Annotated in this window: 11 protein-coding genes and 1 pseudogene; all 12 read left to right on the top strand. The window is 64.7% G+C overall.

Translation table 11 applies throughout. The features are described 5' to 3' along the window. Positions 1 to 73 precede the first annotated feature (73 nt). Complete coding sequence (locus tag A6V37_RS18870; protein WP_064272130.1) at positions 74 to 463, top strand: methylglyoxal synthase; 390 nt, start codon at positions 74 to 76, stop codon at positions 461 to 463. 49 nt (positions 464 to 512) lie between these two features. Beyond that, positions 513 to 1487, top strand: a complete 975-nt coding sequence (locus A6V37_RS18865) for a quinone oxidoreductase family protein (RefSeq protein ID WP_064286208.1) — start codon at positions 513 to 515, stop codon at positions 1485 to 1487. A gap of 235 nt (positions 1488 to 1722) precedes the next feature. Next, the gene (locus A6V37_RS18860; RefSeq protein ID WP_064272128.1) at positions 1723 to 1836 is read left to right on the top strand and encodes a hypothetical protein; all 114 of its coding nucleotides are present in this window, start codon (positions 1723 to 1725) and stop codon (positions 1834 to 1836) included. Further along, positions 1833 to 1925 (top strand): K(+)-transporting ATPase subunit F, encoded by a 93-nt coding sequence (gene kdpF / locus A6V37_RS18855; protein ID WP_011487462.1) that lies wholly within the window; start codon positions 1833 to 1835, stop codon positions 1923 to 1925. The genes A6V37_RS18860 and kdpF overlap by 4 nt, the downstream gene beginning before the upstream one ends. Continuing rightward, positions 1922 to 3727, top strand: a complete 1806-nt coding sequence (gene kdpA / locus A6V37_RS18850; protein WP_064272127.1) for a potassium-transporting ATPase subunit KdpA — start codon at positions 1922 to 1924, stop codon at positions 3725 to 3727. Before kdpF ends, kdpA begins: the two co-directional genes overlap by 4 nt. A 56-nt stretch (positions 3728 to 3783) precedes the next feature. Beyond that, positions 3784 to 5868 (top strand): potassium-transporting ATPase subunit KdpB, encoded by a 2085-nt coding sequence (kdpB, locus tag A6V37_RS18845; protein WP_064272126.1) that lies wholly within the window; start codon positions 3784 to 3786, stop codon positions 5866 to 5868. Positions 5869 to 5898: 30 nt separating this feature from the next. Beyond that, entirely contained in the window at positions 5899 to 6477 is a 579-nt protein-coding gene (kdpC, locus tag A6V37_RS18840; RefSeq protein WP_064272125.1) for a potassium-transporting ATPase subunit KdpC, read from the top strand. 161 nt (positions 6478 to 6638) lie between these two features. Continuing rightward, complete coding sequence (locus tag A6V37_RS18835) at positions 6639 to 9485, top strand: DUF4118 domain-containing protein (RefSeq protein ID WP_064286207.1); 2847 nt, start codon at positions 6639 to 6641, stop codon at positions 9483 to 9485. Further along, positions 9478 to 10176, top strand: a complete 699-nt coding sequence (gene kdpE / locus A6V37_RS18830; protein ID WP_064272123.1) for a two-component system response regulator KdpE — start codon at positions 9478 to 9480, stop codon at positions 10174 to 10176. The genes A6V37_RS18835 and kdpE overlap by 8 nt, the downstream gene beginning before the upstream one ends. Before the next feature lie 156 nt (positions 10177 to 10332). After that, positions 10333 to 10653: a quaternary ammonium compound efflux SMR transporter SugE gene (gene sugE, locus A6V37_RS18825; RefSeq protein WP_064272122.1), complete on the top strand. Its 321-nt coding sequence runs from the start codon at positions 10333 to 10335 to the stop codon at positions 10651 to 10653. Between the two features lie 268 nt (positions 10654 to 10921). Continuing rightward, the gene (locus A6V37_RS18820; RefSeq protein ID WP_064272121.1) at positions 10922 to 11533 is read left to right on the top strand and encodes a DUF4126 domain-containing protein; all 612 of its coding nucleotides are present in this window, start codon (positions 10922 to 10924) and stop codon (positions 11531 to 11533) included. Beyond that, positions 11530 to 11985, top strand: a pseudogene (locus tag A6V37_RS18815) (ABC transporter permease); the annotation flags it as partial. The gene A6V37_RS18820 and the pseudogene A6V37_RS18815, both read left to right, overlap by 4 nt.

Here is an 11985-nt window from a genome sequence, read left to right as displayed (position 1 = left end):
TTATCAAGCAGCGTTTTTCTCATCGCCACAACAACGACAATCACAGCAACAACGGTTTCAGGAGTCTTACGTCATGACCACCCGCATTGCGCTGATCGCGCACGATCACAAGAAAGACGACATCGTCAAACTGGCCGGCGAATACGTCGAGACGCTGCGCCGCTGCGACATCGTGGCGACCGGCACCACGGGCGGCCGCATTAGCGACACGCACGGTTTGACTGTCGAACGGATGCTGTCCGGCCCGCACGGCGGCGACTTGCAGATTGGCGCGCAACTCGCGGAAGGGCGCGTGGACATGGTGATTTTTCTGCGCGACCCAATGACGCCGCAACCGCACGAACCGGATATCAACGCGCTGGTGCGAGCATGCGACGTGCACAATATTCCGTGCGCGACCAACATTTCAACGGCGCGAATGATTCTCGACGTGCTGACTTTGCGCATGAGCCAGCAGGTTTGAGCGCGCGCGCACGGCACGTTCCAACGCTACTCAACATCAAGGAGACGTGATGGCCAAAGCAATCCGATTCGAAAAAACCGGCGGCCCTGAGGTGATGAAATGGGTCGATGTCGACGTCGGTGAGCCGGGCGCGGGCGAGATCCGCATCCGGCAGACGGCGGTCGGGCTGAACTATATCGACGTGTATTTCCGCACGGGCCTGTATCCGTTGCCGCTGCCGGGGGGGCTCGGCATGGAGGCGGCCGGCGAGGTGACGGCGCTCGGCGCGGGCGTGACCGGCCTCAAGGTGGGAGACCGCGTCGCCTACGTGGCGCGCCCGCCCGGCGCGTACGCGCAGGAGCGCGTGCTGCAGGCGGCGCTCGTCGTCAAGGTGCCTGACGCGTTGAGCGACGAGCAGGCGGCGTCTGTCATGTTGCAAGGCTTGACCGCGCAATATCTTTTGCGCCGCACGTATCCCGTCAAGGCCGGCGACACGATCCTGATCCAGGCCGCGGCGGGCGGCGTCGGTCTGCTGGTGTGCCAGTGGGCGAAGGCGCTCGGCGCGACGGTGATCGGCACAGTCGGCTCGGATGAGAAGGCCGAGATCGCGAAGGCGCACGGCTGCGATCATCCGATTGTTTACACGCGCGAGAACTTCACGAAGCGCGTGCGCGAGATCACCAACGGCGCCGGTGTGCCGGTGGTGTACGACTCGATCGGTAAAGACACGTTTACGGGCTCGCTCGATTGCCTCGCGCCGCTCGGCATCTTCGTGAGCTTCGGTAACGCGTCGGGCCCGTTGCCGCCGATCGATTCGTCGGAATTCGCCGGACGCGGCTCGCTGTTCTTTACACGCCCGACGTTGTTTACGTATATCGGCAAGCGCAGCGACTACGAGGCGATGTCCGCCGAGTTGTTCGACGTGCTGGTGTCGGGCAAGGTCAAGACGAGCATCAATCAGCGTTATGCGCTGACGGATGTCGGGCAGGCGCACGCGGATCTCGAAGGGCGGCGCACGACGGGGTCGACGGTGCTGCTGCCGTAATTCACCGCGGCAGCTGTAAAAAGGCCGCCTGCGCATTGACACCGCGGCGCGCTGACTGAGCCGGCGAAACCGCCCGCAAACCCATGCCCAGCAACACAAGGCCGTTCCATCCCACGATGGAACGGCCTTTTCCGTTTACGCGATTTTTATACTCGCCTCCCTATCTTTGACCAGGCCTTTACGCGCTTCGGCATACCGTTGCACCTATCCAAATTCCGTGTCGTGGAGAACAAAAATGGATGTGCTGTATGTCGGGGGGCTGGTGCTGTTTGCCGCGCTGACCTTCGGTTTGATTGCGGGCTGCGAGAAGTTGATGCAGTTCCGTCGTGGTCAGGGAGCGCGGTCATGAACTGGATCCTCTGGTTGTCCGGCGCGGCCACCGCGCTGCTGTTTGTGTACCTGGTCTATGCGCTGCTGCGCGCGGAGGACATTGAATGAACTCGAACAATGTCCTGCAAGCGGGCCTGTTCATCGTCGTGCTGCTGGCAGGCGCGGTGCCGGTGTCCCGTTATCTGAGCGCCGTGATGGACGGCAGCTCGCGCGTGGTCCGCTTCGGCGGCCCCATCGAACGTTTGCTGTACCGCATCGCGGGCGTCGATCCGTCGACGGAAATGAGCTGGAAGCACTACGCGTTGGCCACCATCGCGTTCAACGTGCTCGGCACGGTGTTCCTGTACGCGCTGCTGCGCGTGCAGCAATGGCTGCCGGGCAACCCGCAGCAGTTCGGCCCGATGACGGTCGACGGCGCGTTCAACACAGCCATCAGCTTCGTCACCAACACCAACTGGCAGGATTACACCCCTGAGCAGACGGTGGGCTATCTGACGCAGATGCTCGGCCTGACCGTGCAGAACTTCTTCTCCGCGGCCACCGGTATCGTCGTGGTGATCGCGCTGATCCGCGGCTTCGCGCGTCACACCGCGCAAACCATCGGCAACTTCTGGGTCGACCTGACACGCGTCACGCTGTATGTGTTGCTGCCAATGGCAGCGATCGTCGGCGCGCTGCTGATGAGCCAGGGCGTGATCCAGAACTTCAAGGCCTATCAGGACGTGCCGACGCTGCAAACCACCACCTACGCCGCGCCGAAGCTCGACGCGCAAGGCAACCCGGTGAAGGACGCGAAGGGCAACGCGGTCACGGTCGATACGCCGGTGAAGACGCAAACCCTCGCGATGGGTCCGGTTGCCTCGCAGGAAGCGATCAAGATGCTCGGCACCAACGGTGGCGGCTTCTTCAACGGCAACTCGGCGCATCCGTATGAAAACCCGACGCCGTTCTCGAACTTCCTGCAGATCTTCTCGATGCTGATCATTCCGGCGGCTCTCGCGCTGGTGTTCGGCCGCATGATCATGGACCGCAAGCAGGGCGTGGCCGTGCTCGCCGCCATGACGATCGCATTCGGCGTGTGTGTGTTCGGCGAAATCGGCGCGGAGCAGAGCGGCAATCCGGCCATTACCGCATTGCACGTCGACCAGTCGGCTAATGCGCTGCAATCGGGCGGCAATGCGGAAGGCAAGGAAACGCGCTTCGGCATCGCGCAGTCGGGCATCTTCACGGTTGCGACCACGGCGGCTTCGTGCGGCGCGGTGGCCAACACGCACGACTCGCTCACGCCGATCGGCGGCCTCTATCCGATGCTGCTGATGCAACTCGGCGAAGTGATTTTCGGCGGCGTGGGTTCCGGTATGTACGGCATGCTCGTGTTTGCGTTGCTGGCGGTGTTCGTGGCGGGCCTGATGATCGGCCGCACGCCGGAATACGTCGGCAAGAAGATCGAAGCGTACGAGATGAAGATGGTGTCGATCGTCGTGCTGCTCACGCCGCTGCTGGTGCTGGTCGGCACCTCGATCGCGGTGTTGACCGACGCGGGCAAGGCCGGTATCGCCAACCCCGGCGCGCACGGCTTCTCCGAAATCCTTTACGCGTTCAGCTCGGCGGCCAACAACAACGGCAGCGCGTTCGCGGGCCTCACCGTGAGCACGCCGTTCTACAACTGGCTCACGGCGATCGCGATGTGGTTCGGCCGCTTCGGCACGATCATCCCGGTGCTCGCGATTGCGGGTTCGCTCGCCGCGAAGAAGCGCATCGGCGTGACGGGCGGCACGCTGCCCACGCACGGTCCGCTGTTCGTCGTGCTGCTGCTCGGCACGGTGCTGCTGGTCGGCGCGCTGACTTATGTGCCTGCGCTTGCGCTCGGTCCTGGTGTTGAACATCTGATGATGCTGGGCGCCCATTGAGGCGGCCCTTTCAAGCCAACGAGTGAACAGGCGCAAACGGGAAATTCGAGGATTCAATGACTGAACATAATGCAACCAGGTCCATGTTCGACCCGGCGCTGCTGCGCCCGGCGATCGTGGACTCCTTTAAAAAGCTGACGCCGCGCACGCAGTTCCGCAATCCGGTGATGTTCTGCGTGTACGTCGGCAGCATTCTGACGACCATTCTCTGGATCGCCGCGCTCGGCGGCCAGGCCGAGGCGCCCGCGGGCTTCATTCTCGCGGTCACCTTGTGGCTGTGGTTCACGGTGCTGTTCGCCAACTTCGCGGAAGCGCTCGCTGAAGGCCGCTCCAAGGCCCAGGCGGCATCGCTGCGCAGTGCGAAGAAAGACGTGATGGCCAAGAAGCTCAACGAGCCGCATCCGAAGTCGCCGATCCGCATTCTGACGGCTTCCGATCTGCGCCGTGGCGACGTCGTGCTGGTCGAAACCGGCGACGTGATCCCGGCCGACGGCGAAGTGATCGACGGCGTCGCCTCCGTCGACGAATCGGCGATCACGGGCGAATCCGCGCCGGTGATCCGCGAGTCGGGCGGCGACTTCTCGTCGGTGACGGGCGGCACGCGCGTGCTGTCGGACTGGATCGTGGTGCGTGTCACGGCGAATCCGGGCGAGGCGTTCCTCGACCGCATGATCGCGATGGTCGAAGGCGCGAAGCGTCAGAAGACGCCGAACGAAATCGCGCTGACGATTCTGCTGGTCGCGCTGACGATCGTGATGCTGCTGGCCACCGCCACGCTGCTGCCGTTCTCGATGTTCTCGGTTGAAGCCGCGAAAGCCGGCCACGTGGTGACGATTACCGCGCTGGTCGCGCTGCTCGTGTGTCTGATTCCGACCACCATCGGCGGGCTGTTGTCGGCGATCGGCGTGGCAGGCATGAGCCGCATGATGCAGGCAAACGTGATTGCCACCTCGGGCCGCGCGGTCGAAGCGGCCGGCGACGTGGACGTGCTGCTGCTCGACAAGACCGGCACCATCACGCTCGGCAATCGCCAGGCTTCGCAGTTCGTGCCGGCGCCGGGTTTGACGGAAGAATCGCTCGCCGATGCCGCGCAACTGTCGTCGCTCGCCGACGAAACGCCGGAAGGCCGCAGCATCGTCGTGCTGGCCAAGCAACGCTTCAACATCCGTCAACGCGACATGGGCTCGCTGCATGCGGAGTTCCTCGGATTCACCGCCCAGACGCGCATGAGCGGCGTCGATCTGCCGGGCCGTGAAATCCGCAAAGGCGCAGCCGATGCCGTCAAGACGTATGTCGAGAATAACGGTGGCCGCTTCCCGAATGAAGTCAGCAACGCCGTCGCCGAAGTCGCGCGGCGCGGCAGCACGCCGCTGGTGGTCGCCGAAAAGAGCGAGCAGGGCGCGCGCGTGCTGGGCGTGATCGAGTTGAAGGACGTGGTGAAGGGCGGCATCAAGGAGCGTTTCGCCGAACTGCGCAAGATGGGCATCAAGACCGTGATGGTGACCGGCGACAACCGGCTGACCGCTGCAGCTATCGCCGCGGAAGCCGGCGTGGACGACTTCCTCGCCGAAGCCACGCCGGAAGCGAAGCTCGCCACGATTCGCGCGCACCAGGCCGAAGGCCGTCTGGTGGCGATGACCGGTGACGGCACCAACGACGCCCCGGCGCTCGCCCAGGCCGACGTCGCGGTGGCGATGAACACCGGCACGCAGGCAGCCAAGGAAGCCGGCAACATGGTCGACCTCGATTCGAACCCGACCAAGCTGATCGAGATCGTCGAGATCGGCAAGCAGATGCTGATGACGCGCGGCTCGCTGACGACGTTCTCGATTGCGAACGACGTCGCCAAGTACTTCGCGATCATTCCGGCCGCGTTCGCCACGACCTATCCGGCGTTGAACGCGCTGAACGTGATGCATCTGGCCACGCCGACCTCGGCGATCATGTCAGCGGTGATTTTCAACGCGCTGATCATCGTGCTGCTGATTCCGCTGGCGCTCAAGGGCGTGAAATACCGGGCGCTGGGCGCGGCGATCCTGCTGCGCCGCAATCTGCTGATTTACGGTCTGGGCGGGATCATCGTGCCGTTTATCGGCATCAAGCTGATCGATATGGTGCTGGCCGCGTTCGGCTGGGTTTGAAGCGCGGCAGCCTAAGAGGAAATATTCATCATGAAAAATCTGTTCCGTCCGTTGATCGTGATCTTTGCGGTGCTCACCGCCGTCACCGGACTTGCTTATCCCGCGGTCATGACCGCCGTCGGTCAGGCGGCCTTCCACGATCAGGCCAACGGCAGCCTGATCGAACAGGACGGCAAGGTGGTCGGCTCGAAGCTGATCGGCCAACAGTTCGATGCGCCGCAGTACTTCTGGGGCCGCCTGTCGGCCACCAGCCCGATGCCGTACAACGCGACGAACTCGGGTGGTTCGAATCTCGGTCCGACCAACCCGGCGCTGCTCGACGAAATCAAAGGCCGTCTCGACGCCTTGAAAGCCGCCGGCACGGATATGTCGAAGCCGGTGCCGGTTGATCTGGTGACGTCTTCGGGCAGCGGTCTCGATCCCGAGATCAGCCCGGCAGCCGCGGCTTACCAGATCGAGCGCGTGGCCAAGGCGCGCAAGCTCGCGGTGAACGATGTGCAGGCGCTGGTCGACCGTTATACGAGCGGCCGTCAATTCGGCATTCTGGGTGAGGCGCGCGTGAACGTGCTGCAACTGAACCTGGCATTGGACGAGTTGAAGCGCGGCTGATTCGCGCAGGCCGTTACAGTGGCCCTGCCCAAGGCGGCGTCGGTGCGACGCCGCCTTGGCCTTTTGAGCGGCGCGCCGTCGGGCGCCGTCATTTGCGGCCGGGCTGTCAGCGTGTCACCATGCACACAACGACGCCAGCCTAACGATGAAAACCATTGAGCATGAACCGCCCCGATCCTGATGAGTTGCTAGACAAGCTGCAACGCGACGAAGAAAAACGTCAGCGTGGCAGGCTGAAGATTTTTTTCGGCGCGTCGGCGGGCGTGGGCAAAACCTATGCGATGTTGCAGGCCGCGCGGCGCCGTCATGAGGAAGGCGCGGACGTGGTGGTCGGCATCGCGGAAACGCATGGCCGCACGGAAACCGCCGCGCTGCTCGGCGGTCTCGACGTGCTGCCGCTCATGCAGATCGAGTATCGCGGCCGCAAGCTCGGCGAGTTCGATCTCGACGCCGCGCTCGCGCGCAAGCCGCAACTGATTCTGGTCGACGAGCTCGCGCATTCGAACGTGCAGGGCGCACGGCATCTGAAGCGCTGGCAGGACGTCTACGAATTGCTCGACGCGGGCATCGACGTGTACACGACCGTCAACGTCCAGCACCTCGAAAGTCTGAACGACGTGGTGGGGCAGATCACCGGCATTCGTGTCTGGGAAACTGTTCCGGACCGCGTGTTCGATCGTGCCGACGAAGTCACGCTGGTCGACTTGCCCGCCGAGGAGCTGCTCGACCGGATGCGCGACGGCAAGGTGTATATGGCGCAGCAGGCCGAGCGCGCGGTACGCAACTTCTTTCGCAAGGGCAACCTGATCGCGCTGCGCGAGCTGGCGCTGCGCCGCACCGCGGATCGCGTGGACGCGCAAATGCGCGAATATCGCGCCGACCGTTCCATCCAGCGCATCTGGCAGGCGCGCGAGCGCTTGCTGGTGTGCGTCGGTCCAGGCCCGGAAGCGCCGATGCTGGTGCGCGCGGCGGCGCGCCTCGCCGCGAGTCTGAAGGCCGACTGGATCGCCGTTTATGTGGAAACGCCCGCCTTGCAGCGTTTGCCCGACGAGCGCCGCGAACGCACACTGAACGCGTTGAAGCTAGCCGCTGAACTCGGTGCCGAAACCGCGACGCTCGCGGGCGCCGATGCGGTCACCGCACTGATCGGCTATGCGCAGGCTCGCAATGTATCGAAGCTGGTGGCCGGCGCCTCGGCGCGCACGGGCGTCAAGCGCTGGCTGCGCCGGCCGCTTGGCGACCGGATTGCCGAAAAGACCGGCGATCTCGATCTCACGCTGATTCGCGCGTCTTCCGCGGGCGATGGCGGCGAACATCGCCATTTGCTGAACACCACCGCGAACGCGTGGCGCGAGGCGCTCAGCGCGGCGCGCGAACGCCGTTCGCCGCCGCGTGCCTACGGCTTCGCGGTGGCAATCTGCGCGGCCATTACGGCGTTGTCGAGCCAGCTGATCGACCATATCGATCTGACCAATCTGGTCATGCTGTATCTGCTCGGCGTGATCTTTACCGCGGTGAAGCTGGGGCGCGGGCCAGGCGTGGTGCTGTCGTTCCTCAGCGTGGCCGCGTTCGATTTCTTCTTCGTGCCGCCGCGCATGTCGCTGTCGGTTTCCGATACGCAGTATCTGCTGACCTTCGTCGGCATGTTGCTGACGTCGCTGGTGATCAGCCATCTCACCTCGAGCCTGCGCCGTGAGGCTAGCGTGGCGCGTCGCCGCGAGCAACGCACCGGTGCGATGTACGCGATGGCGCGCGAGCTGGCCGCGGCGCTGACCACCGAACAGATTGTCGGCATCGGCAGCCGTCACGTGAGCGAAGTGTTCGGTGCGCGCGTCGCGATGCTGTTGCCGGACAGCGCCGATCAGGTCAAGCAGAAGATCGAGGATCCCGACGCGGCGATCACGCTCGAAGGTGAAATGCTCGATAGCGATGTCGGACAATGGGTCTACGATCAGCAGAAGCCGGCCGGCCACGGCACCGACACGCTGCCGGCCGCCGCCGCGCTGTACTTGCCGCTCAAGGCGCCGATGCGTACGCGCGGGGTGCTCGCGGTCGTGATGCGTGACGAGGGCGAGCTCGACGTGCCGGAACAGCAGCGCATGCTCGATGCGTTCGCGGCGCAGATCGCGCTCGCGCTGGAACGGGTTCACTACGTGGATATCGCGCGCGACGCGCTCGTCAGCATGGAGTCGGAGCGTCTGCGCAACTCGCTGCTGTCGGCGATTTCGCACGACCTGCGCACGCCGTTGACGACCATCGTCGGCTTCTCGTCGATGCTGGCTCAAGCGCACGAGGCCGATGCCGTGGCACAGCCGAACGGTCAGCTGGTCGAAGCGATTCACGAAGAAGCGCTGCGCATGACCGGCATCGTGACGAATCTGCTCGACATGGCGCGCTTGCAGGCGGGCAGTTTGCAACTGAATCAGCAGTGGACGCTGCTCGAAGAAACGGTGGGCGCCGCGTTGCGTGCGTGCAAGCGCGTGCTGGCGAATCATCCGGTGCAGGTCAGGTTGCAGGCCGATCTGCCGCTCCTGCACCTCGACGCCGTGCTGATGGAGCGGCTCTTCTCCAACCTGTTCGAAAACGCCGCCAAATACACCTCGCCCGATACGCCGTTGCTGGTCGGCGCGCAACGTCTCGACGCGGACGGCAAGTCGTTCGTCCGTGTCACCGTTGACGACAGCGGCCCCGGCCTGCCCGCCGGCATGGAGGCGCGCGTGTTCGAGAAATTCACACGCGGCGAGAAGGAATCGGCCAAGCCGGGCATTGGCCTCGGGGTGGCGATCTGCCGCGCGATCGTCGAAGCGCACGGCGGTACAATCGGCGCGCTCAATCGCGTGTCGGCGGATGGCCGCGTCGAAGGCGCGCGCTTCTGGTTCACGCTGCCGGTGGAAACGCCGCCCGAAGCGCCGGATGTGCTGGAAGACGAGAGCGACGATCCTCTAACGCACGCCGGGACCGACGGCGCCTCAAATCTCAACCCGCTTTCCAAGCCCGCTCATGAGTGACCCCAGTATCACAGTCGTTCTGATTGAAGACGAAAAACAGATTCGCCGCTTCGTGCGAACGGCGCTGGAAGGCGAGGGCATCGTCGTGCACGACGCCGAAACCGGCAAGCAGGGTCTCGTCGAAGCCGCCACGCGCAAGCCGGATCTGGTGATCGTCGATCTCGGCCTGCCTGACACCGACGGTCTCGACGTGATCCGCGAATTGCGCGGCTGGAGCGAGTTACCGGTGATCGTCCTGTCGGCGCGCACGCAAGAGGGCGAGAAAGTCGCTGCGCTCGATGCCGGCGCGGACGACTACCTCACGAAGCCGTTCGGTGTGTCCGAGCTGCTGGCGCGCATTCGCGCGCATATGCGGCGGCGCAATCAGGGCGGCGCGAACGAATCGCCGCTGGTGCGCTTCGGCGCGGTCAGCGTCGACCTCGCGCTGCGGCAAGTGAGTCGTGACGGCGTGGCGGTGCATCTGACGCCGATCGAATACCGGCTGCTGGCAACGCTGGTGCGTCACGCCGGCCGCGTGCTGACGCACCGGCAGTTGCTGCGCGACGTGTGGGGGCCGTCGCACGTGGAGAGCCATCACTATCTGCGCATCTACATGGCGCATCTGCGCGGCAAACTGGAGCGCGACCCGGCGCAGCCGGAGCACATCATTACGGAAACGGGCGTCGGATACCGGCTGGTAGGCGCGGCTTGAGGTCTTCTGTCGGGCGTTGCGGCCGGGACGCTCGTTGCCTGTCGCCACTCAGCCCTCAGCGGGCTCACACCAGGGTTTGCTATAATTACATTCCGTAAGGACGGCCTTACGCATTGCGCCAACGGGGACGGCCCCATCTGATCATGGAGCAGTCTCATGTCCTGGATTATTCTGTTGCTCGCCGGTTTGCTCGAAGTTGCCTGGGCCGCCGGTCTCAAAACCTCTGAAGGCTTTACTCGTCTCTGGCCGTCCGTGTTCACGCTGGTGACCGCGCTCGGCAGCTTCGCGCTGCTCGCCGTCGCCATGCGCCAGTTGCCGCTCGGCACGGCCTACGCCGTGTGGACGGGCATCGGCGCGGTTGGCGCGTTCATTTTCGGCATTGTGATGATGGGCGAGGCGTTGACCGTCGCGCGGGTGGCCAGCGCGTCACTCATCGTGCTCGGATTGATCGGGCTGAAGCTGTCGTCGGGGCATTGAGCCGCGAGTTCGGCCCGTTATTCAGTCGGTTACCGGTCTGGCGACACGAGCTTGCCTGAGCCGCGCTCGCACCCCATTCAAACCGCCATTTTATTGCCGCTCTGCGTTCTGCGAATTTACGTGGCTATAATGAGACTGAATCCAACCTGAAATTGCCCGCGTCCTCTATGGCGCGGCCGGCTTGGCGCGGGTCTGACGACTTCGGTGCGGCCCCCTTTTTATCGGCCCGTTGAAGCGCCCGGCACGCACAGCGCGCCCGGAGGCGGCCATGCTTGAATCACTTTCGCTCGCTGCGGGCCTCTCATGGGGCAGCGGTCTGCGCCTCTATCTGACGGTCCTGCTGGCCGGCGTATTCGCCCGTCTTGGCCTCATTCACCTCCCCGATACGCTGTCCGCGCTGTCCTCGCCGTGGGTTATCGGCGTGGCGGGCGTGCTGACGGTCACCGAGTTCCTCGCCGACAAGATTCCCGCGTTCGATTCGTTGTGGGACGCGATCCATACTTTCATCCGCATTCCGGCCGGCGCGGTACTGGCGGCCGGCGCGCTCGGCCACGCCGATCCGGCGCTTCTGACCATCGCCGCGCTGGCGGGCGGCACGCTCGCGGGCACGGCCCATCTCGCCAAAGCCGGTACGCGTGCGCTGATCAACCTGTCACCGGAACCGGTGTCGAACATCGTGACTTCCACCGCTGAAGACGGCCTCGTGTTCGGCGGCGTGTTGCTGGCGCTGTTCGTGCCGATCGCGTTTCTGGTGTTGATGGTGGGATTTCTGATGCTGGCCAGTTGGGCGTTGCCGGCACTCTGGCGCGGGGTGCAGGGCGGTTTTCGCGGCATGGCGACGCACATGGTGTCGCGCTTTGCCAGGAGCAGGCACGATTGAGCGATACGGTACGGGGTTCCGCGGCGCGCACGGCCGCTCTGCCGACGCGCCGCTTTGGCGCCAGAGATCTGGTGCACCAGGCCGTCCGCATGACGGCGCGCGACTGGCGCGCGGGCGAGCTGACGATGCTGCTGCTGGCGCTGTTGCTGGCCGTGGCGGCGTTGTCGAGTGTCGGCTTTCTGGCTGACCGTCTGCATCAGGGGCTCGAGCGCGATGCGCGGCGCATGATCGCCGCCGACTTCATCGTGCGGGCCGATCATCCGGTCGATTCGCAATTCGCGGACAAGGCCAAAGCGCTCGGTCTGGATACCGCCAGCACGGCGATCTTTCCCAGCATGATCAATTCGACCGGCACGCAGCCGGTCTCGCGGCTTGCTGCGGTCAAGGGGGTGTCGCCCGGTTATCCGCTGCGCGGCGCGCTGCGGATCGCGGCGGCACCGGGCGCCCCGGAC

Origin of the sequence: Paraburkholderia ginsengiterrae (assembly GCF_001645125.1) — a bacterium.
GTDB classification, from domain to species: domain Bacteria; phylum Pseudomonadota; class Gammaproteobacteria; order Burkholderiales; family Burkholderiaceae; genus Paraburkholderia; species Paraburkholderia ginsengiterrae.
The sequence above is the reverse complement of the archived record's forward strand: the minus strand, read 5'-3'. Positions and strand labels throughout refer to the sequence as shown.

Excerpts from the sequence above, each read along its gene's own strand:
- A6V37_RS18870 (WP_064272130.1), top strand. The coding sequence starts at position 74 with ATGACCACCCGCATTGCGCTGATCGCGCACGATCACAAGAAAGACGAC.
- A6V37_RS18865 (WP_064286208.1), top strand. The coding sequence starts at position 513 with ATGGCCAAAGCAATCCGATTCGAAAAAACCGGCGGCCCTGAGGTGATG.
- A6V37_RS18860 (WP_064272128.1), top strand. The coding sequence starts at position 1,723 with ATGGATGTGCTGTATGTCGGGGGGCTGGTGCTGTTTGCCGCGCTGACC.
- kdpF (WP_011487462.1), top strand. The coding sequence starts at position 1,833 with ATGAACTGGATCCTCTGGTTGTCCGGCGCGGCCACCGCGCTGCTGTTT.
- kdpA (WP_064272127.1), top strand. The coding sequence starts at position 1,922 with ATGAACTCGAACAATGTCCTGCAAGCGGGCCTGTTCATCGTCGTGCTG.
- kdpB (WP_064272126.1), top strand. The coding sequence starts at position 3,784 with ATGACTGAACATAATGCAACCAGGTCCATGTTCGACCCGGCGCTGCTG.
- kdpC (WP_064272125.1), top strand. The coding sequence starts at position 5,899 with ATGAAAAATCTGTTCCGTCCGTTGATCGTGATCTTTGCGGTGCTCACC.
- A6V37_RS18835 (WP_064286207.1), top strand. The coding sequence starts at position 6,639 with ATGAACCGCCCCGATCCTGATGAGTTGCTAGACAAGCTGCAACGCGAC.
- kdpE (WP_064272123.1), top strand. The coding sequence starts at position 9,478 with ATGAGTGACCCCAGTATCACAGTCGTTCTGATTGAAGACGAAAAACAG.
- sugE (WP_064272122.1), top strand. The coding sequence starts at position 10,333 with ATGTCCTGGATTATTCTGTTGCTCGCCGGTTTGCTCGAAGTTGCCTGG.
- A6V37_RS18820 (WP_064272121.1), top strand. The coding sequence starts at position 10,922 with ATGCTTGAATCACTTTCGCTCGCTGCGGGCCTCTCATGGGGCAGCGGT.